We start from the raw sequence: 21,124 nt of genomic DNA on the forward strand, positions 1-21,124 counted from the left end.
GGTTCAGGAGTCCTTGTTCAGGCCCAGGGTGAACAACACCCGGGGGATTCCCTGGCCGGCGTAGTTGGCGATGAGTTCGCCCTCGAAGCCCACCGAGGTGTGGAAGCTGATGGCGCCCACATTGTCCTGGAACGCGGTGGCCTGGACCTCGTCCTTTCCCAGCCCCTTGGCATCGTCGATGAAGCGGTTGTAAAGCTGGCGGCCGACGCCGTGGTGGCGGAAGTCGTCGCGGGCTGCGACCAGGTGGATGTAGGCAGGTCCGTTGATCGGGATGACGCCCAGCAGATAGCCCACGATCTCGTTCTGGTACCTGGCGACCAGACCGGATCCGCCCAGCTGGCGAACCCAGTAGGCGTCCAAGTCCTCCGTGAGGTCACGGGCGCCCCAGAAGGATTTCTGGGTGGAGACGAGGAAGTCGCGCAGTTCGGTGGGATCGACCTCGTCCAACGGACTGATCCGCAGGTGGGACTGATCGTAGGTCTGGGTGTCGGCCATGGCTGCTCCTCATGAATGTCAGTGGTGCTTACAACTGTAGCGCTTTCTACCTGGCGTCGAAATTGAAAATGTCATGATCACCCGGAGTCGACTATGACCTGCGTCTCAGTGACGTCCGTCTCGGTTGCCCGGGTGATTCCAGCATAGCGCCGGGTGGCCTCGTCGGTGCAGTCTCCGATTGCTGAGCATTTGCCATGACATGATGGGGCCATGCTTCGAATCAGTACCGTCAATGTCAACGGCGTGCGCGCCGCGATGCGCAAGGGCATGGAACCGTGGCTTACGACCAGCACCTCCGACCTCATCACCATGCAGGAAGTCCGCGCGGCCAATCCGATCGCCCCCGACCTGCTGGAACCCCTGGGTTGGCACGTCTACTCCGCCGATGCCGAGGCCAAGGGCCGGGCCGGAGTTGCGATCCTGTCGAAGGTGCCGGCCAAGGACGTGCGGATCGGCAACGGGGATGAGTACTTCGACCGCGCCGGCCGCTGGCTCGAGGCCGATTTCGAACTGTCCGACGGTAAACTCCTGACCCTGGTCAGTGCCTATGTGCACTCCGGCGAGGTCGACACCCCCAAACAGGTCGACAAGTACCACTTCCTCGACCAGATGATCGCCCGGATGCCGCAGCTGGCCGAACATGCCGACTACGCAGTGGTCACCGGCGACCTGAATGTCTGCCACACCGAACTGGACCTGAAGAACTGGAAGGCCAACAGGAAGAAGGCCGGCTTCCTGCCTGAGGAACGCGCCTACTTCGACCGTTTCTTCGACGCCGATGACATCGGCTGGGTCGACGTGCAGCGGTCCCTGGCCGGCGAGGTCCCCGGGCCCTACACCTGGTGGTCCCAGCGTGGGAAGGCCTTCGACAACGATGCGGGCTGGCGGATCGACTACCACATGGCCACTCCCGCGCTCGCAGAATCCGCCCAGGCGTTCTCCATCGACAGGGCTGACAGCTATGCGGAAAGGTGGAGCGATCATGCGCCACTCAATGTGAAATACGACATATCTGGGCCGGCCGCCGTGTAGCCGGCGCCACTGTCTGAACGGGTAGCCCCCGTCTGGTTCCGCAGAAGACCCGGTGACGCTGTTACCGGGTCTTCTGCATTCCGGCGGGGGCTTTTGCGTGCCTGAAGCACCCCTGGGTAGTGACTGGTCAGGGTGCTGTAAGACCGATGTATAGCGGTATGCCACAGCTGTGGGATTTACGGAAGATCGGTTGACCTTAATAGCGTAGCGGGGTGATACTCTTCTGAGGCAAAGCTATGTTTTCTTTAAGGTTGTTTTAAACGATGCGCTATCCCCACAAGCACACGCTGGGCGCCCTCGCGGCCTCGGTTGTGGTGGCCATGGTCGCCCTGACAGGTTGTTCCGGAAACATGGAACTGGACGCTTCGGGCCCCACGCGACCGATCAAGGACGTGGACGATAAGTCGATCGACGTGCCGATGAAGCCCAAACGGGTTGTGACCCTGAGCGAACCGACCACCGATGCCGCACTGGCATTGGGCGCCAAGCCCATCGGGATCGTCTCCGGTCGCGGTCAGTCGACGGTGTCGAACTACCTCAAGGACAAAGGCGAGGCCGTCAAGGGCGGTGACCTGGAGATCCTGGGCGGTGTGGCCAATCCGGACTACGAGAAGATCGGCGCGGCCAAGCCCGATCTGATCCTGGTGGACGGAACCTCGATCAACAACAACCAACAGGCTCTGGACAAGCTCGCGGCGATCGCGCCCCTGGTCTACACCGGTTACGCCGGCGGCCCGTGGAAGGACAACTTCCGGCTGACCGCGAAGGCCCTCAACGAGGAGGCCAAGGCGGAATCCCTGATCTCCGGCTATGACAAGCGGACGAAGGAAGTCTCCGGCGAGCTGAAGTCCAAGGGTTTGCTGGACAAGACGTACTCGATCGTCCGGTGGGAGGGCGGCTCCGCCTCGCTCATCCTGAAGGAGCTGCCTCCTGGCCAGGCGCTGACCGATATGGGGATGAAGCGGCCCAAGAACCAGGACACGGAGGGCCGCGGCCATTCCGAACCGGTGTCCCTGGAGAACATCAAGGACATCGACGCGGACTATATGTACTTCGGCAGCCTGGGCGGCGCTTCGATCAGCAACCCGAATGCCGGTGGCGGTGTGGATGTTGCCGCAGGGCAGGAACAGCTGCGCACGGCCACCGGAACCCCCGGGTTCTCCAAGCTGCAGGCCTTCGGGCAGAACCACGTGTTCCCCGTCGACGGTTCGATGTGGACGTCCACCGGCAGCTATTACCTGATGAACGCGATCGTCGACAACGTCGAAGACCTCATGATCAAGGAGGACGCCAAGGGCCAGGGCAGGGGAACGGTGGGCGATGCGCCCGCAGCCGACACTGATCAGGCGCCCGAAGGAGATTCGGCCGGGGCCGATGACGCTGGTGGCGACGAGTCCGGCATCGGCGGATCGGGCGAGGACGTGCCACCCGGGGCCGACGGTTCCGAAGATTCCCCCTCAATAGATCCCGGCGATGGTGGAGGCAGTACCCCGATCCCACCGGGCAAGAAGAACAGCAATGTCGTCGTGCCGGGCTGAGGCCTGCGCGGTAATTGGAGAATGATGATTCGCAGACTTCACAACGCGTTCACTCGTCCCAGGCTCATCGTCGCCCTTGCTTTCCTGGCAGGGTTGGCGCTCATCGCCATGGGAGCTTTCGGTGGACTGCCCGCACAAGCCGCAGTAGGAGCCCTGGGGTCCGACCCGCAGGGCTCATCGGAACAGGTTGGTCCCGCCGATACGCAGGAACAGGCGCCGGCCACGACCGCGGCCGCCGCGAATCAGGGCCCCGCCGGCGGGATCGGTGTGAAGTCCTCGGCGCAGAGTGCTACGAAGAGTGTGCAGCCCTTTGCCGGCAAGGACGCTTCGATTGACGTCCCACCCATTGCAGAAGAGGGTGGGAAGATTACCCTCAGCGGTAAAAATTGGTTGAATGAGAAGCCGAACTCAGCCGGGCACAAGGGAATTTCGGTCGCTTTCAAGTTGGACGGCGGTCAGGTCTGGCGTACGGGCTCTATCAAGTTCCCGGTGAAGTATCCGGACAATAAGAACGGCGCGACCACCATTCCTGTTTACAAGAAGGATGGTAAACCGTCGGATGATCCGCCCGGTGGTACAGGTGGACCCGGCGATTTGAAGCGAGCGAGTGTCTGGGCCGCTACGAAAGGCGACAACAAAACCGGAAACTGGTCTATCACCTTCGCGATGCCGACAAAATCGAACTCTACCAGCGTTGACGAAGTCGAAGATCCGGATGAACCTGCCATTTCGGACAAGTGGCAGGCAGGGTCGACGCATACCATTCAAATTCTATCTGGGAATATCTTTCCTGGCGATACGGCTCAGCCAGTTGCAAAGACCCGCTACACGATCAATATTGTGAAGAAGGGCACCACTAGCATTAATTGTGCGGCCGGGGAAAGCCGGACCGGATTGTCGCACGTAGCGAACGGCCAGGTGGCCCAGGCCTGTGTGAAAGAGACCGTGTCGACAAAGGCCGGGCAGAACAACTCGGTACACGTGCACGGCATCATGTGGCAGACCAAGGACGGGAAGTCTCCCGCGACAGTGAAACTCGGACTGAACTCCCGTGAAGGGCGCACCGGCAAGGACTTCGCATTCGTTGCCCAGAAGGACGGTACGGACAAGGCCCTGCTCAAGATCAAGGCGAACGAGGCCGAAGGCGATACCCCCGCTGGCGTGTTCAAGGCGGATATCCCGTTGCCAACCGAGGACAACCTCCCGAAGGGAAAGACATCGAACTCGCTGGTAACGGGTGGTTCCAAGCTGACTGTCACACTCTTCAGCGGCGGGGGAAATGACACCGCTCACTCGATGACCTCAGAACCTGTGATCGTTGACGGTCAGAAGTACAAGGGTGACCTGGATCCGAACACCAAGGTCTGCACCACTGATCTGAAATCCCCCACAATCAAAGTCGAACAACAGGGGAACGATAAGTACCCTAAGGCCGGATATGGCAAGAAGGTTCACGTGACCGGTATGGGGTGGTGCAATAACCGTTCTGACCCAGAATCCGGTGGCGCCAGTATTGCTATCAAGCTCGATGGGGATAAGAATGGTCCCTATGCCAGGCAGAAGGGTGATTACGTTAAGCTCAAGGGAAATCAGGCACTGACGCTGGACAGCGTCTGGTGGGTCATCGATGTGAACAATGCCGAAGGCAAGATCGATACCTGGGTGACTCTGCCGAAGAAGGCCAACAAGGGCAAAGGGACGGTCTTCCGCAAGGACAACGGCGGCGGTTTCGACCGGGGCATTCACAAGATGCGTCTGCTGACCGGCTCGACCAAAGACAACGCGACAGTGCGCGCCGTGGACACGAACAAGTTCTGTGTCGAAGCGTGTATTCCCGCGCTGGCTCCGCTCATGGTTGACCCGGGAACAGAACTCAAGAAGTCCAATAAGAATGGATTCCGGGCCTTCCACACCGATGGAATGCTGACCGGTTACAGCGCCAGGATGAAGCCGAAGGACTACGCATTCATCACGCTCTACGATCAGTACGGATCCGCGGTCTACCCGCACACCGACCACCGGTGGCTGAAGATGGGCGGTTCCGGTTTCTTGGACGTGAAGTACGCACAATCCAAGCTACCGGAGGGCACGTTCTATGTGGTGCTCCAAGGCGAGGAACCAGACGACCCGAAGGATCCCAATGTAGTCGGCTGGACACGGATCACGAATCCGTTGGACGGAGTCGATCAGGTTTCGACTGAAGCCGGCGCGAACGCGGCGAACGACGGACCCAACGATGTCCAGGGCGGTGACAATACCGTCGTGGAGGAGACGATCTACCAGGATGATGGCGCCGGGGAGGCGGCCGAACCGGTGGAGAGCATCCCGATGCCGGATAAGCCCGTGGACTCGCCGATCGATTCCGTTGAGGAACTCAATCAGGACAATACCGGTGGGGTAACCGGCAAGATCAACGGCAATCTGGTCACCTTGAAAATGGGGAAGGATGTGCCCCCGGGGGAATGGGTCTACCTCTACATCTATCCGGGCAAGCCCCCGATCGGCTGGCTGCAGGTGGATACCGCGAGCCAGATCCAATTGGACGTGACGAACTTGCCCGAGGGGGACTACCAGCTGGTCCTGGCGAACCGGAAGGGCGAACTGGCCGGCTGGGCTCAGTTGCCGCTCAAACGCGGGGCCGGGGTAGCAGGGGCGAACCTGTCCGACTACCTGGGCAAGGGTTATTCGCCCTCGAATCTGAAATGGAACGACATTCTTCTCATGGCCGCCGGAGGTGTGCTGGTGCTGGGCACCGGTGCCGTCGTGGCAATCGCAGTGGCTCGCAATAGGAAGCGGTGAAGCACATGGACAACGCACATAGGCCATCCGCAAAGCGGTTGCCGGGAACATGGATCGGGGCCATCTTGTTGGCCCTGGCCGTCGCCTTGGCGTCCGTCATCATGGCCGGTCCGGTTCAGGCCCTGCCCCCGGGCGGCGCTCAGCCGAACACCCCGGGTACCAAATCAACGATCTCCCCTAAATCGGTGCGGGCCGGCGGCCGGGTGAACTTCACCCTGCGCGGCTACCCCGGCGGTGAGACCGTCTACGTCAAGTTCGACGACGGCGGCAGCAGCGACGGTGACCAGGCGATCCAGGGCCAGGGCGTGGTTCACCAGCAGAAGATCCCCAAATCCGGGACCGTCAGCGGATCCGTCAAGATTCCCGCGGACCTGGCCAATGGCAGTCACTGGATGCGCTTCCTGGCGTCTGAGACCGTGCCGGGCAAGGGATCCAAGGGCTACACGAACCGTAGTCCCAACTTCACTGTGACCGGCAGCGCGAACACCACCGGCAAGAAGTCGAAGGCCGGCGGTTATGCCAATGTCAATAACGGCAGCGGCAATAGCGGCACGACCACCAAGAAGACCACCGTGGTCGGTGGTGGCAGCAAGGGTTCATCGGGAAATAGCACGCAGGCGCCGGCGGCGAATGCGCCGCAGGCGGGGGCCAACCAGGCCCAGGTGCCGGGCGCAGCCGGCGGTCAGGCGGGAGCCGCGCCGCAGGCCGGCAGCGCCGAGGACCAGAAGGCCGTCGAGGAACTGGGCAAGCAGAACGAACTCCTGGCCGGGGAACTGTCCAAGCGGGACAATTCCTTCCCCTGGATGGGCCTGATCGGGATCATGCTGGCTTTCCTCGCCGTGGTGACCATGGGCGTCGCATTCCTGGCCCGGCCCCAACGGGCTGCGGTTCAGGCAGCGCCGGCACCTGGTACCGAACCGGTGTGGACGCGCAGCGGCGACCATCCGGCCAAGTCCTATCCCTTCGGCGGTCCGCAGACAGGGGAGACGCCGGGAAAATCACAGGGTCCAGTTCCTCCGGCGCAGCCGGACCCTTCCCAGCACAAGCCGGAGTAGCCCCGCGCCGTTCGCAGGCCGCACTTGCCCGCCAAGAGGCGGCGCGAGCGGTCCGCGCGCGTACCCATGTGCTCAGGGCCGTCTATGTCATCATCGCCCTGGCCGTCATCTTCGTGGCGGTGATCCTGGGGATCATGCTGGGCTCGAACATGATGAACCCGATCCAGGTGGTCAAGGCACTCTTCTCATCCGCCGCGGACGGTTCGGAAGTGATCAGGGGCCTGCGGCTACCGCGCAGCGTGGCAGCCCTGGTGGTCGGCCTGGCGTTGGGCGCGGCGACCTGCATCATGCAGGCGCTGACCCGCAACCCGCTGGCCGAACCCGGCATTCTGAGCATCAACGCAGGCGCTTCGGTCGCCGTGGTGTTGTCCGCAGCGATTACGGGCATCATGACGCCGGGGGTCAATATGATCGCGTCCTTCGTGGGCGCGGGCCTGGCCGCCGCAGGCGTCTACCTGCTGGGCATCGCGGGCGGTCATCGGGCCTCGCCGGTCCGCCTGGCCCTGGCCGGTGTTGCGATCAGCGCGGCGCTCACGGCGATCACGCAGACCATCATCTCCGGCAACCAGGCGGTGTTCAACGAGTTCCGCTACTGGGTCGCCGGCAACCTGGAGGGCAAGGCCTACGCCGATCTGTGGATTCCGCTGATCGTCATCGTCGTGGGCCTGGCGGTCTCCTTCGCAGTTATTCCGGGCTTGAACGCCCTGGCCCTGGGCGACGAAGCCGCGATCGGCCTGGGCGTGAAGGTCGGGACCATCCGGACCGTTTCGCTCATCGCTGTCACGCTGCTCTCCGCAGCGGCGACGGCTATCGCAGGCCCTCTGACCTTCGTCGGCCTGGCGGTGACGATCATCGCCCGCAAGCTGATGAAGGACTCCCTGGGCTGGAGCCTGGGCCTGGCGGCACTGCTGGGTGCTGCCTGGCTACTGCTGTCGGATGTGCTGGCCCGCGTCATCGTGGCGCCGGCGGAGATCCAGGTGGGCATCATCGCCTCCCTGGCCGGCGCTCCGTTCTTCATTCTCATCGTGCGCAAGTCCAAGGGGCTGGATAGGTCATGAGCATCAAGGAACCACCGGTGACCGAACAGTCCGCTGCAGTGCGTGGCGTCGCGCGGAGGGGCAGCCGTTTCACGGTCTTTCGCCTCGGGCCCCTGAGCCTGCGGTTCGAGGCACGCACCCTGCTGGTGAGCCTGACCGTCCTGGTCCTGGCCGTCGCGGTGTTCATCGCGACGCTGATGATCGGTGACTACGGGTTGTCGATCAAGCAGTCGATCGAGGGTCTGTTCGGCACGTCCTCGGACAGACTGGCGAACTACTTCGTGCAATACGTCCGCCTGCCCCGTGCCCTGGCGGCCCTTCTGGTGGGCGCGGCCCTGGGTATCAGCGGTGCCCTGTTCCAGATCTATTCGGGCAATCCGCTGGGTAGCCCGGACATCATCGGCTTCGCCGCAGGCTCATCGACCGGGGCGATCCTGGCGATCATCGTGTTCGGCGGATCCGGAATCCAGACCCCGCTGGGCGCACTGATCGGCGGTGTGGGTGCCGCGATTCTGATCTCCCTGTTGGCCGGGGGCCTGGCCACACCCGGCTTCAAGATGGTGTTGATCGGCATCGGCGTGTCCGCAGCGCTCAAGGCTGTGGACAGTCTGCTGCTGGTCAAAGCTCCGTTGGAGGCCGCACAGGACGCCCAGCAGTGGAACATCGGTTCGCTCAACGGTATGACGTTCAGCAGCCTGATGTGGCTGGTGCCGGTCCTCATCATCTGCATTCCCTTCCTGCTGTGGCTGTCCAAGCCCCTGTCGATGCTGCCCATGGGCGATGAACCTGCGACGGGTCTGGGCGTGCCCACCGGACTGGTACGCGCCATGACCCTGGTGATCGGTGTGGTCCTGGTGTCCCTGGCAACTGCGGTCGCCGGTCCCATCGCCTTCGTCGCGCTGGCGGCCCCGCATATCTCGAAGCGGCTGGCGCGGACCTCCGGGGCCGCGATCGGCACCTCGGCCATGCTGGGCGCACTGCTGGTGGCGGTCTGCGATGTCATCGCCCAGCGGATCTTCGCCCCCAATGAGATCGCCGTGGGCATTGTGACGTCCTCGATCGGCGGCATCTATCTGATCTTCCTGCTCTTCATCGAATACCGGAGAGGCACCCTATGAGCATCGACAACACGGACCCGTACGCATCCTCGGCCTCCGAAGCACCCAACACCGCTGCAACCGCGGTTCTGCCCGAGCCGCTGCCGCCGCGGATCTCCGCACGGGGCATCCATGTGGGGTACGGGGATCACAAGGTGCTCAAGGGCGTCGACTTCGATCTTCCGGCCAATGAGCTGACCGTGATCTTGGGGCCCAACGCCTGTGGCAAGTCGACCCTGTTGAAGTCCCTGGCGCGCGTGCTCAAACCCACCCAGGGCGACGTTCTGCTCGACGGGCAGGACATCCATGCGATGAACTCGAAGGAAGTTGCCCGGCACCTGGGGCTTTTGCCCCAGCAGTCCACCGCGCCCGGGGACATCACCGTCGCAGACCTGGTGGCCCGGGGCCGTTACCCGCACCAGGGGATGATGCGGCAGTGGAGCGAGGCCGATGAGATCGCGGTGGAGAACGCTCTGCAGTCGGCCTTCGTCGCGGAATTCGCAGACCGCCCCGTGCACGCCCTGTCCGGTGGCCAGCGCCAACGCGTGTGGATCGCCATGGTGCTGGCGCAGGAGACCGACATCCTGATGTTGGACGAGCCGACCACATACCTGGACATCACGCACCAGATCGAGGTCCTGGACCTGGCTGCGCGCTTGCACGCGGAGGGTCGCACCGTTCTGGTCGTGCTGCACGATCTGAACCTGGCATTCCGCTACGCGACCCATGTGGTGTTCATGCGCCAGGGGGAACTGATCGCCCAGGGTAGGCCGGCCGACATCGTCACGGCCGAACTCATCGAGTCCGTGTTCGGTTTGTCCTGCAGTGTGATCGACGATCCCGCTTCCGGGACACCCCTGATTGTGCCGGCACTGTCCCGCTTCGCGAGACGCCGGTAAATGTAATTCGGCTCATAGAAAATCGAGCCGTTTGCTGTCTGAACCGCAATAAATCAACCAATTTCGCCTGCTCTATCAGCTTCCATCCGAACAGATGCAGGGGTATTTGAGTCATGAAACGTTGCTCAAACCCTCAGGCGCTGTTAAGGTTCAATGTAGCCAAGCCTAAGGTGCGCAAAGCGAGCCTGACCTGGACCTGTTCTATGTTGTGTCGCTTGGCATCACGTACACGAGCACCAGCTCACCTACCGGAGGTTTCCGTGAAGTTCAATCCGATCCCGACCAAGGCCGGCAAGCGCCTGGGCGCGCTCAGCCTGGCCGTGGCCGTCGGCGCCGGCGTCCCGCTGGCAACCGCCCCTATCGATTTCCTGTCTGCTCCCGCTGCTGCGGCCGAGGCCAAACAGCCGCGCCCCGACAGCGGCCAGGGGAAACTGTCCATTGACGGTGAAACAGCTGTCGAAGCGGGCGGCAAGATTACGCTTAAGGGCACCGGTTTCGCCGCAAACGACGAGCTGTCGGTGAAGATCGATGACGGCGCATACAAGCAGGACGGCGATGATGTCATCTACGCCGTTGATTCGGATGACAAGGGAGAATTCACGAAAGAGCTCGCCCTGCCGTCGGACCTGGAAGCCGGCGATCATTGGTTCCGAGTCCTGTCGCCTAATTCTTCACAGCATGTAACGTTCTCCGTTAAGGAAGCAGACGCTCCCGCAGCTGAACCCACCATCGACGTTCCCACTACGGTTGCCGAAGGTGGCAAGCTCAAGGTCACCGGCAAGAGCTGGCTGAACGAGAAGCCCAATGCCAATGGTCAGATGGCGCCGACCATCGCGTTCAAGCTGGACGGCGGTCAGGTCTGGCGCACCGGTGACATCGACGTCGACGGCGAGAAGATCGAGGTCTACAAGGATGCCGACGGTAATGTCCTCGACGCTCCCGAAGACGGAACTGCAGGCCCCGGCGATCTGAAGCGCGGTAGCGTCTGGGCTGCCATCAAGGCCGATGAAAAGACCGGCGACTGGTCCATCGAGATCCCGATGCCCACTGCGGACAACTCGACGAGCGAAGACCAGCAGGAAGACGCCGAGGAAGCTCCTGTCTCTGATAAGTGGAAGGAAGGATCGAAGCACACCCTGCAGGTCCTGTCCGGAAGCATCGTCGAAGGTGACGTGAGCAAGCCCTCTCGTCACACCTTCAACGTGACGAAGGCCGAAGATCCCTCGGAAGAAACTCCTGTTGCCGAAGACGTGACCGACGAGGTCAAGAAGGCCCAGACCGCCGTCGCCGACGTCCCTGGCACCACGGCCAAGGACTCCAAGATCGCGGGCAAGGAAACCTCCTTCGCACAGGGTCTGTACCAGACGGCGTTCTCGAAGAAGAACAATGCGGTCTACGCGACTACCGCTGTGGGTCGCCCTCCGGTCAAGGAATCCAAGCTGGTCAAGCTGGACGCGGACTCGCTGAAGGTGCAGAAGGCCGTCAACGCGCCGATCGACGCCAAGGCCACCGATAAGGAAGGCAACCCGCAGGAGGGTGCCCGGTACGCGATGTACGGTGTGGACGTCGATGAGGCGAACAACACCGTGTGGGTGACCAACACCCGCCAGAACACGGTCGCTGTCTACGACGCAGACACGCTGGAACTGGTCAAGCAGTTCCCCAAGGACTCTGCTGCGCACGGTCGCGACGTGCAGGTCGATGAGAAGGCCGGCAAGGCCTATGTCACGATCGGTACCGATGGCATCGCGGTCTTCGACACGAAGACCCTGAAGCAGCTGGACACCATCAAGGTGGAAGACAACTTCTACACGATGTCCATCGCCTTCGACGCAGCCTCGCAGACCGCTTACATCCCGAGCATGAACTCGGCGCGCGTTGCCAAGCTCAACACGGCCAACGGCAAGCTCGACTACATGGACATCCCGGCGACGGTCGAGTCGGCTTCCGGCATCGCCTTCGACCCGCAGTCGAAGACCCTGGCGATCGCATCGCAGGCTTCCGCGGATACGTCCGTGGTGTTCATGAACGCCGAAAACGGCGAGCTGATCAAGTCGGTCAAGCTGACTGCCCAGGATGCTGACGGCAAGGATGTCGCCGCTGGTTCGCTCAACGCGGCCTTCGACACTACGAAGAAGCTCTTCTACGTCTCCAACCGTGCCGCCGGCACCGTCACGGTGTACGACAACCAGGGCAACGACGTGCAGACGCTGGACGCGCTGAAGAACGCCAACCACGTCATGGCAGATGGCGCTGGGCATGTCTTCGGCGTCAGCAAGGGCGGCAACCGCGATGGCGAGTCCAAGGACCTGCTGCAGCGTTTCGAAGCCGCGCCCATCGATTACGACAACCTGACGGCAGAGGACGCGACCGACGAGGTCAAGCAATCCCCGGTCGTGGACGTTCCTGGCACCACGGACGAGTCCTCGAAGATCATCGGCAAGGAGACCGCGGTTTCGCGTGGCTTCTACCAGACGGCGTTCTCCAAGAAGAACAACGCGATCTACGCGACCACGGCTGTGGGTCGCCCGCCGGTTAAGGAATCCAAGCTGATCAAGCTGGACGCTGACTCGTTGCAGGTTCAGAAGGCAGTCAACGCTCCGGCGGATCCGAGCGAACGCGGTGACCGCGCCGGTGCTCGGTTCGCCGTCTACGGTGTGGATGTCGATGAGACGAACAACACCGTATGGGTGACCAACACCCGCCAGAACAGCGTCGCCGTCTACGATGCGGACTCGCTCAAACTGATCAAGCAGTTCGAATCCGGATCCGCCGCCCACGGTCGCGACGTGCAGGTCGATGAGAAGGCCGGCAAGGCCTATGTCACGATCGGTACCGACGGCATCGCGGTCTTCGACACGAAGACCCTGAAGCAGCTGGACACCATCAAGGTGGAAGACAACTTCTACACGATGTCCATCGCCTTCGACCAGGCCTCGCAGACGGCCTACATCCCGAGCATGAACTCGGCACGCTATGCGGTGCTGGACACGGCCACGGGCAAGGTCGCCTACAAGGACATCCCGGCCAAGGTGGAAACCGCCTCCGGAATCGCCTTCGACCCGAAGTCCAAGACGCTGGCGATTGCCTCACAGGCCTCGGCAGACACCTCGGTCGTCTTCGTCGACGCTGAGTCCGGCAAGCTGATCAAGTCGGTCAAGCTGACTGCCAAGGACGCCGACGGCAACGAAGTTGCCGCTGGTTCGCTCAACGCGGCCTTCGATGCGAAGAGCGGCTGGTTCTACGTGTCCAACCGTACCGCCGGCACCGTCACGGTGTACGACGTCAAGGGCAACGAGGTGCAGACGCTGGACGCCCTGAAGAACGCCAACCACGTCATGTCTGACGGTGAAGGCCACATCTTCGGCGTCAGCAAGGGCGGCCCGCGTGAGGGCACTCCGGCACCGGGAGCACAGGCTGAGGGCGACGAGCCCGATGCTCGTGACCTGCTGCAGCGGTTCGAGGCCAAGGCCGACGACTCGCAGCCGGATCCGGATCCGAGCGACGAGCCCACGGACGAACCGACCGATGGTTCCGGTGACGACAACGATTCGGGCGACAACGGTGGCTCGGATGACGCCAACGGTTCGGGCGACAACGGTGGCTCGGATGACGCCAACGGTTCGGGCGACAATGGTGGCTCGGATGACGCCAACGGTTCCGGTGACAACGGCGGTTCGGACAACGAAGCCGGCGATGACAACGACGGCAAGCTGCCCGTGACCGGTGCGCAGATCGGCGCGGCGATCGCCGCAGGCGCCGCCCTGTTGATCGTCGGTGGCGCAGCGGTGACGATCTCGCGGCGTCGCCACAAGGAAATCTGACAGTCGGTTTTGCTGACGCGGATTGACTGAAGTACCGCAGGCCCGGGGGAGCGATCCCCCGGGCCTGGGGTGCATGTAAACACAGACAGCAAAGCGGTTCATCGATGGAAGGACAGCCGTGAAACTGAAGAACATCTCCGGAAAGAAGCTGGGGGCAATCGTCCTCGCCGCCGGATTAGGCCTGGGCAGTACCGTGGCGCTGAGCACGAGTGCTTTGGCTGTCGGCGATGAAGCGGGTAAGAACTGTGGTGCGCCTGCAGGTCAGCCTGGTGAGCTGACGAATGATGGGCATTATTACTACGCGACGTGCGCCGATGGTGCGACCGTGACGATTCCGATGAAGGTCAAGATCGGGCAGCCTCTGCATCTTGAGGGTACGGGCTTCACGTCGAAGAAGGGTGAGCCGTCGTTCATCGCGCAGAAGTACGATGAGGGCGGTGGCTACCGTCCGACTAAGAAGCCGCTGGATCCAGATGGCCTGGAGACCTTGCCGACTGACACGATGGATGCTTTCCTGGCTAACGAGGATGGTTCCTGGTCGCATGATTTCGAGTTGTTGACTGCGGACAATAACAAGAAGAAGGTCGAGTGGAAGGTCGGGGAGAAGCACTCGATTAATCTGCTGACCGGTTCGATTGTGGATTCGGACAATATCCGTGGTGTGCGGGTCGAGTTTGAAATCGTTGCCGACGAGCCGGACCCGGAGCCCAGCGAGACTGCGACCGAGGATCCGACTGAGCCGGAGTCCCCTGAGCCTAGCGAGACTGCGACCGAGGATCCGACTGAGCCGGAGTCCCCTGAGCCCAGCGAGACTGCGACCGAGGATCCGAAGCCCACGGACGCCCCGGCAGAGGAGGTTGCCCTGACGGCGACGCCGCAGAAGATCTCGGCGAAGGACTTCACGAACAAGGACAAGGGCGTGAACCTCTCCGCCACCGGGCTCAAGCCCGGTGCCGAGATCACGTTCAATGTTGCGCGCACGGCCGATGGCGTCAAGCCGATCACCGAGACTGTCACGGTCGACAAGGACGGGAAGGCCCAGTGGATCGTCTACGGTACGGATGCTGCACATCCTGAGAGCTACGTCGGCGAGTACAAGGTCGGCGTCGAGTACGACTCCAAGGACGAAGCACTGGTCAAGGCCTTGGACAAGAAGAACCTGTCGACCTCGTTCACCGTGACCGCCGAGGATCCGAAGCCGGGCGAGGGCGATGACAACGGCAACGGTGACAACGGAGCCGATGACAATGGCAACGGTGATAGCAGTGCCGGTGACGACAACGGTTCTGGCGACTCCGGTAACGGGGACAGCGGCGCCGAGGATAACGGCTCCGGTGACAACGGCTCCGGTGACAACGGTTCGGATGACTCCGCAGGCAGCGATGATTCCACGGGCAATGACGACGGCGACAATGCCGGGAACCTGCCAAAGACCGGTATGGAACTGACCGCCGCAGGCATCGGTGCGGGCCTGCTGCTGGTCGGTGGTGTGGCCGTGATGGTCTCCCGCCGTCGCAAGCAGGACTGAGCAAGAAAAACGGAGTCCACACGGCACCGTCGAAGGGAAGAGAATGAGAAACACGAAGCTGGGAGCTCGACTGGCCGGAGCCGGTCTTGCGCTGGCGCTTGCCTTGGGCGGTGCCGTGACCTTGGGTACGAGCAGTGCTTTGGCTGTGGGCGATGAAGCGGGTAAGAACTGTGGTGCGCCTGCAGGTCAGCCTGGTGAGCTGACGAATGATGGGCATTATTACTACGCGACGTGCGCCGATGGTGCGACCGTGACGATCCCCATGAAGGTCAAAATTGGTCAGCCTTTGCACATTGAGGGTAGGGGTTTCACGTCGAAGAAGGGTGAGCCGTCGTTCATCGCGCAGAAGTACGATGAGGGCGGTGGCTACCGTCCGACTAAGAAGCCGCTGGATCCGGATGGCTTGGAGACCTTGCCGACTGACACGATGGATGCTTTCCTGGCTAACGAGGATGGTTCCTGGTCGCATGATTTCGAGTTGTTGACTGCGGACAATAACAAGAAGAAGGTCGTGTGGGAGGTCGGGAAGAAGCATACAATCAACCTGTTGACCGGTTCGATTGTGGACTCGGACAATATCCGTGGTGTGCGGGTCGAATTCGAAATCGTCTCTGAGATGCCCGATGATTGGCCTGCGCCAAATTGGCCCAAGCCCGAGCCGTCTACTGGTCCGAGCACCGACGCCCCCACATCTCCGGCACCTTCCCAGAACCCATCGTCTGAGCCAACGGAATCGACGAAGCCGGATCCTAAAGCGGTTCTGACGATCGATCCGAAGGTCATCGGCACCGATGAGTTCGTGAATAAGGACGCTGTGCAGCCGACCCAGACGCCTTCCTCGGCTCCTACCAATGACAAGGCCCCGGGGAAGACGGAACCTGCGGGCGAAGCCACCACTTCGGCGGGTGAGACCGATCCCGCAGGGGGCGGCTCCAAAGTGCTTCCCAAGGCTCAAGCCGCGGCTGCTGAAAAGTCCACGGCGGATGCCTCCGATACCGAGTCGGCGGCCGCGGAAAAGGTTCCAGGTGTGCTCGTCACTCTGACTGAGCAGAAACCGGGCGATACCGTGACATACGATGTCGTTTCGCCTGACGGAAAGAAGGCCCTGTCCAAGGCGGTATCCGTCGGCAAGGATAAGACTGCCTCCTGGAACATCTTCGGTGTACTCTCCGCAGAGAAAACCGCGGACGATCTGGTCGGCAAGTACGGTGTCAATGTCACAGCCGGCGGTAAGTACTATACGGATACGTTCGAAGTGGTCAAGGGTAAGACCCCGTCCAAGGTCGAAGCCAAGTTCTCGCTGACCCCAGAGACACTCGGCACCGACGACTTCGTAAATCAGGACAAGGGCGTATCCGCAGAACTCACTGAGCAGGAATCCGGCACTTCGGTTACCTACACGGTCAAGGGTCCGAAGGCCGTCAAGCCTTCGAAGGCCAAGAAGATCGACGTCGGAACCGATGGTGTTGCCAAATGGAGCATATTCGGTAACAACCCGGCGACTCCTGAAGCGTATGTCGGTACCTACACGGTCAATGTGACAGCTGGGGGCAAGACCTACAAGGGCAAGTTCGAGGTCGTTGGCGATGAGGTCGTCGGGGATGACGAGACCGACGGCACCGATGGGACCAACGGCTCGGACGGCTCCGGTGATGCGGGAGGCGATGATCCGCAGGCCGGTGGTGAAACCGAGACCGGTGGGGACCTGCCGCGCACCGGCATGGAACTCACCGCAGCCGGTGTCGGACTCGCACTGCTGTTCATCGGCGGAGTGGCCGTCATTCTGGCCCGTCGTCGCAAGCGCCAGTAGGCGATTATGCGGGGCGGCGCAGCGGACGCCGCAGCCCCGTCACCACGGTGATCGCGGTGATACTGCCCGTTGCCAGCAGGCCGGCCAGGACCAGAATCTGGAACTGGCCGGCCTGCAGTGGTGACAGGCCGCCGAAGATCGCCCCCACGAAGGCCCCTGGCAGTGTCACCAGCCCTGTGGTCTTCGCCTGATCTGTATTGGGTACCAGCGCATTCGCCACGGCCAACCGCGCGATCCGGCGGACCGCCTGGGCCTCGGTCGCGCCCAGTGCCAGCCAGGCCTCGACTTCGGCCCAATGGTCGGCCAGCGACTGGCGGTAGCCGCGGGCGGCCAGGGTGGCCACCGTCATCGACCCGCCGATGATGATCCCACCCAGGGCCAGCAGATACCGTGGGGAGAACTCCACCGCGCCACTGCCGAAGATCACCAGCAGACTGGTCAGCGCACCACCTGCCATCGCCGTCCCCATCACCGCCACGTGGTGGCCCGACCAGCCGATCCTGCGGGTCGCGGTCGTCCAGGCCACCGTGAACATAACCAGCAGGGCCGCGGCGATCCACACATAGCTGGTGATGACCGTGCCCAGGATCAGGCTGATGAGTGCCAGCTGAACCGCCCCGCGCACCACCGCCCACAGCTGGGACCAGCGGGGCGCTCCCTGAAAGACGGACAGTAAGACGGTCGTCAAGACTGCCAGGACCACCACGGCGATGATCACGTGGAGGGGACTGGTGACGCTCATGGGTGCTCCTGGGAGGTGGGCATGCCCCCTATTCTCACAGGCAGCCGGTTCTACACCGCGCCCAGGTCCACCCGGTGCGATGACACGGTAGCGGCCCATCGATGATCGTGGGTGGTCAGGATGACGGCCCCGCCCGCCGCGCTGAACTCCTCGACCAAAGCGGTCAGCGCGATGATCCCGGCCCGATCGCGGCCCAGGGTGGGTTCGTCGAGCAGCAGAATCCGCGCCCCCAGCATCAACGCCGTGCCGATCACCAGGTCCTTGCGCTGCGCCGGCCCCAGATCATGGGGATGGACGTCCATCTGATCGGCCAGGCCGATCCGTTCGGCCACCTGCTCGGCCTGCTGGACGCGCTGGGCCCTGGCCTCGGCCCGCTGTTTGCGCGGCAGGCGAGGCAGCGGAGTGGCGCGGACCAGTTCGGCGTGCACACTCGCTGTGGACAGCTGGGCGGACGGATCCTGTCCCACCCAGGCCAGATGGGCCGCGCGCAGATGGGCCGGCAACTGTGCCAGGTCGAGGCGTGAGGGACTGAAGAGGATGTGCCCGGACACCCGCGCTCCGGTATCGAGGATGCCGGCCAGGGCCCGCAGCAGGGTCGACTTGCCGATGCCGTTGGGTCCCTCCAGGGCCAGCACCTGGCCCGCGCCCAGGCTGAGACCCACCTGATCGAGGATCGTGTGTGTGCCACGTGAAACGGTCAAATCCTCAATGCGCAGAAGTGGTTCTGCCTGTGCAGCGTTCGCATCCCCGCCGCTCGGACCCAGCGGCCCCGTGGGGGAGAAGTCTGCAGCTTGGGCCGGGCCGGCTACGTCCGCCTCCAGCATGCTCCAGACCCCGTGGTCCGCCAACAACACGTCGGTGGGTCGGCCGGAGACCTCGCCGGTGATCCGACCCGCCTCCAGGAACAGCGTGCGGCCGGCCGCGGCGGTGACCTCGTCGTGTTGATGGCCCGTGACCAGCACAGAACCGCCGCGCGTGCAGTGTTCGCGCAGGATCCGCGCCAGGCGCGCCCGGCCCACCCGGTCCAGGGACAGGGACGGCTGATCGAGCACCAGGGTGACCGGCTCCAGGGTCAGCAGGCCCGCCAGCGCTGTCAGCTGGCGTTGCCCACCGGACAGGGTATCCAGTCGGCGGTCCCACAACTCCGTGATCCCCAGGCGTTCGCACTGGGCCGCGGCGCGTCTGCGCGGCTTGGCCCCACCGTGCAGGCGCAGGGGTAGCTGGACCTCGTCGCGGACCAGGCTGGTCATCCCGGTCAGCTGGGCCTCCGGATCGTCGCCGAGCATTGCCGCCTGGCCGGCTGGGACGCCCACCGGGATGCCCCAGGCCGGGTGCCGGGCGACCGCCTGGCCCGGACCATCGGTGAAGCCCTGCCCGGCGGAGGGTTCCTGGTGGGGTTCGGGGTCGATCCCGCAGGCGCTCATACACACGGTGGACAGGCCGGCGCCGCGCGGACCCAGCACGGCCAGGTATTCGCCGGGCCGCAGCACGATTCCGATGCCGGCCGCTGTGCCCGCTGCGGCGTTCGGTGCTGTGCCGGAGGGCGTGGATGGTTCAGACACCGAGGACCTCCAGAATCCGGGTGGCAGTGGGCAGCGGCAGCAAATGGGCCGAGGACGCGATGATGAGGGCCAGCACCAGGACCGGCATGATCCACCGGCAGGCGCGCTGCACGGGGGAATCGGCATGGTCCTGCAATGATCCCGGACGCCGCGCTCCCGGCCCCGACACATGCCCCAGCCCACGCTGGGCCAATGTCACCTGACGCTGATCCATCTGCACCAGCGCACCGGTGAACAGCGCGGCCAGGAGTCCCGGCAACAGCGTCAGGCGCACGCGCAAGCGGGAGGTGTCCCAGCCTCGGGCACGGTGGGCGGCCAACAGCGCGCGCGTCTGCGCGCCCAACTGCCCTGCCAGGCCCAGGGCGGACGCGCAGACCTGCGCAATCCGCACGGGCACGCGCAGTGCCACCAGCGCGTCGAACAGCCGCGCGGAATCCGAGCCCAGGGCGAACAGTGCGCTGACCGCCACGGTGCCGGCCACCCGCAGCCACAACTGCACGGCGATGGCCAGGCCCTCGACCGTGATGTGCGCGGGCCCGGCGCTCCACAGCACCGTGACCCGCTCACCGGGATAGAACAGCCCTTGGATGATCAGCGTCATCACCAGTACGGGCAGGGACACGAACGCCAGGGTCGCAGCCCAGGTGCGCAGGCGCACGGAGCGGGACGCGGCCGCCACGCAGCCCGCCGCCACGATCACGGCGGCCGGCACCAGCGGCGATGACACGCCGAACACCAGGAACAGGGCGCACAGAGTGGCCAGGACCTGGGTGGCCGGGTGCAGGCGCGGGGCGGTCGTGGGAGTGCTCGCGGGGGCGGGCTGTGGCGTCACCGGTGCGCGGTGCGCTGGGAGGCGCCGGCCTGCTGGGAGGAGGCACCGCCCCGCTGGGAGAAGCGGGCGTAGGGTGCCTTGCGCAGGATCCGCTGGGGCAGGGAGCGCAGGACCAGGAACGCCAGCAGGAAGATAAGCGCCTTGTCGATCGTGTCCGAGGCCAGGGACTGGATGGTGGTCGCGTTGACGACCTCGAGGCCCGCGGCCTGCAAGGTCGCGACGACCCCGCCGGTGCCCACACCCAGGCCGCCGCCGTAGATATAGGCGGCCACTGGCGCGCCGATCGCCCCGGCCGGCACACCGACGATGAGGCCAGCGATGATGGCGGTCCAGATGCGTTTGAAGGCCCCGGTCCGGGCGGCCCAGCCGGCTGCGGCGCCGGCGAAGGCGGCACCGGCGGTGAAGGCGATGGTCGACGGGCCCAGGGTCAGGCCCCAGATGAGGTTCGACAGGATGCCGGTCAGCGCGCCGGCGGCGGGGCCGGCCATCACGCCCACCAGGACTGAGCCGATCGAATCCAGATACAGGGGGATGGGTAGCTTGCCCACGATCTCGCCGAGCACCACGTTCAGGGCGATGGCCACGGGGATCATGGCGAAGGTGGTCGCGGGGATGAAGGCCAGGGAGCCCGCCGCGATCAGCACGCCACCCAGCAGATAGCCGCACATGACGCCCAGCGCTGCGCTGCCCAGGTCGGTGGACAGGGTGGCCGGCTGGGTGAGCAGGACGGTGATGTAGGTGCCGATGATGACGGCCGCACCCAGGCCGATGGCCACGAGCGACCAGGTCCGGCGGGCCGAGGAAGGGGCGGGGCTCGAGGTGTTCACTGAGGTGTTTTCTGTGGTTTCTCCGGGACCCGTCGGTGCGGCGGGCC

At 63.8% G+C, this 21,124-nt stretch carries 15 protein-coding genes; 10 read left to right on the forward strand and 5 right to left on the reverse strand.

The genetic code is table 11. The annotated features are described in order from the left end of the window. Positions 1–3 precede the first annotated feature (3 nt). The gene (locus NQ034_RS09815; RefSeq protein ID WP_257048593.1) at positions 4–495 is read right to left on the reverse strand and encodes a GNAT family N-acetyltransferase; all 492 of its coding nucleotides are present in this window, start codon (positions 493–495) and stop codon (positions 4–6) included. A gap of 210 nt (positions 496–705) precedes the next feature. Here NQ034_RS09815 and NQ034_RS09820 point away from each other — a divergent pair, with 210 nt between their 5' ends. The 10 genes from NQ034_RS09820 (at position 706) to NQ034_RS09865 (ending at position 17,114) form a co-directional block, all read left to right on the forward strand. Next, on the forward strand, positions 706–1,527 hold the full coding sequence (locus tag NQ034_RS09820) for an exodeoxyribonuclease III (RefSeq protein WP_257048594.1): 822 nt from the start codon (positions 706–708) through the stop codon (positions 1,525–1,527). A 263-nt stretch (positions 1,528–1,790) separates the two neighbouring features. Continuing rightward, entirely contained in the window at positions 1,791–3,065 is a 1,275-nt protein-coding gene (locus NQ034_RS09825) for an ABC transporter substrate-binding protein (RefSeq protein ID WP_257048595.1), read from the forward strand. 21 nt (positions 3,066–3,086) lie between these two features. Further along, positions 3,087–5,864 carry a hypothetical protein gene (locus NQ034_RS09830; RefSeq protein WP_257048596.1) on the forward strand — a complete coding sequence of 926 codons (2,778 nt, stop codon included), beginning with the start codon at positions 3,087–3,089 and terminating at the stop codon, positions 5,862–5,864. A 5-nt stretch (positions 5,865–5,869) separates the two neighbouring features. Continuing rightward, complete coding sequence (locus NQ034_RS09835) at positions 5,870–6,919, forward strand: hypothetical protein (RefSeq protein ID WP_257048597.1); 1,050 nt, start codon at positions 5,870–5,872, stop codon at positions 6,917–6,919. Positions 6,920–6,987: 68 nt separating this feature from the next. Beyond that, complete coding sequence (locus NQ034_RS09840; RefSeq protein ID WP_257048598.1) at positions 6,988–7,977, forward strand: FecCD family ABC transporter permease; 990 nt, start codon at positions 6,988–6,990, stop codon at positions 7,975–7,977. Beyond that, on the forward strand, positions 7,974–9,074 hold the full coding sequence (locus tag NQ034_RS09845; RefSeq protein ID WP_257048599.1) for a FecCD family ABC transporter permease: 1,101 nt from the start codon (positions 7,974–7,976) through the stop codon (positions 9,072–9,074). Before NQ034_RS09840 ends, NQ034_RS09845 begins: the two co-directional genes overlap by 4 nt. After that, a complete protein-coding gene (locus NQ034_RS09850; RefSeq protein ID WP_257048600.1) occupies positions 9,071–9,952 on the forward strand; it encodes an ABC transporter ATP-binding protein in 882 nt (293 codons plus the stop codon). The genes NQ034_RS09845 and NQ034_RS09850 overlap by 4 nt, the downstream gene beginning before the upstream one ends. 260 nt (positions 9,953–10,212) lie before the next feature. Continuing rightward, positions 10,213–13,776, forward strand: coding sequence for a YncE family protein (locus NQ034_RS09855; protein WP_257048601.1), 3,564 nt, complete (start codon positions 10,213–10,215; stop codon positions 13,774–13,776). Positions 13,777–13,894: 118 nt separating this feature from the next. Then, positions 13,895–15,304 (forward strand): LPXTG cell wall anchor domain-containing protein, encoded by a 1,410-nt coding sequence (locus NQ034_RS09860; protein WP_257048602.1) that lies wholly within the window; start codon positions 13,895–13,897, stop codon positions 15,302–15,304. Positions 15,305–15,347: 43 nt separating this feature from the next. After that, a complete protein-coding gene (locus NQ034_RS09865) occupies positions 15,348–17,114 on the forward strand; it encodes an LPXTG cell wall anchor domain-containing protein (protein WP_257048603.1) in 1,767 nt (588 codons plus the stop codon). Positions 17,115–17,118: 4 nt separating this feature from the next. On the opposite strand, the gene NQ034_RS09870 is transcribed toward NQ034_RS09865, so the two are convergent. Genes NQ034_RS09870 through NQ034_RS09885 form a run of 4 tightly spaced genes read right to left on the reverse strand, consistent with a single transcriptional unit; the run spans position 17,119 to position 21,077 of the window. Continuing rightward, positions 17,119–17,856, reverse strand: coding sequence for an ABC transporter permease (locus NQ034_RS09870; RefSeq protein ID WP_257048604.1), 738 nt, complete (start codon positions 17,854–17,856; stop codon positions 17,119–17,121). A 50-nt stretch (positions 17,857–17,906) separates the two neighbouring features. Continuing rightward, positions 17,907–19,418, reverse strand: a complete 1,512-nt coding sequence (locus NQ034_RS09875; RefSeq protein WP_257048605.1) for an ATP-binding cassette domain-containing protein — start codon at positions 19,416–19,418, stop codon at positions 17,907–17,909. Further along, entirely contained in the window at positions 19,411–20,250 is an 840-nt protein-coding gene (locus NQ034_RS09880) for an energy-coupling factor transporter transmembrane component T family protein (RefSeq protein ID WP_257048606.1), read from the reverse strand. Before NQ034_RS09880 ends, NQ034_RS09875 begins: the two co-directional genes overlap by 8 nt. Next, a complete protein-coding gene (locus tag NQ034_RS09885) occupies positions 20,247–21,077 on the reverse strand; it encodes a histidine kinase (protein WP_257048607.1) in 831 nt (276 codons plus the stop codon). The genes NQ034_RS09880 and NQ034_RS09885 overlap by 4 nt, the downstream gene beginning before the upstream one ends. Positions 21,078–21,124: the final 47 nt, after the last annotated feature.

Source organism: Brevibacterium moorei, assembly GCF_024580735.1.
GTDB classification, from domain to species: Bacteria; Actinomycetota; Actinomycetes; order Actinomycetales; family Brevibacteriaceae; genus Brevibacterium; species Brevibacterium moorei.

What these genes read in the sequence shown, in the direction of transcription:
- NQ034_RS09815 (WP_257048593.1), bottom strand. Translation starts at nt 495, where the DNA reads ATGGCCGACACCCAGACCTACGATCAGTCCCACCTGCGGATCAGTCCG.
- NQ034_RS09820 (WP_257048594.1), top strand. Translation starts at nt 706, where the DNA reads ATGCTTCGAATCAGTACCGTCAATGTCAACGGCGTGCGCGCCGCGATG.
- NQ034_RS09825 (WP_257048595.1), top strand. Translation starts at nt 1,791, where the DNA reads ATGCGCTATCCCCACAAGCACACGCTGGGCGCCCTCGCGGCCTCGGTT.
- NQ034_RS09830 (WP_257048596.1), top strand. Translation starts at nt 3,087, where the DNA reads ATGATGATTCGCAGACTTCACAACGCGTTCACTCGTCCCAGGCTCATC.
- NQ034_RS09835 (WP_257048597.1), top strand. Translation starts at nt 5,870, where the DNA reads ATGGACAACGCACATAGGCCATCCGCAAAGCGGTTGCCGGGAACATGG.
- NQ034_RS09845 (WP_257048599.1), top strand. Translation starts at nt 7,974, where the DNA reads ATGAGCATCAAGGAACCACCGGTGACCGAACAGTCCGCTGCAGTGCGT.
- NQ034_RS09850 (WP_257048600.1), top strand. Translation starts at nt 9,071, where the DNA reads ATGAGCATCGACAACACGGACCCGTACGCATCCTCGGCCTCCGAAGCA.
- NQ034_RS09865 (WP_257048603.1), top strand. Translation starts at nt 15,348, where the DNA reads ATGAGAAACACGAAGCTGGGAGCTCGACTGGCCGGAGCCGGTCTTGCG.
- NQ034_RS09870 (WP_257048604.1), bottom strand. Translation starts at nt 17,856, where the DNA reads ATGAGCGTCACCAGTCCCCTCCACGTGATCATCGCCGTGGTGGTCCTG.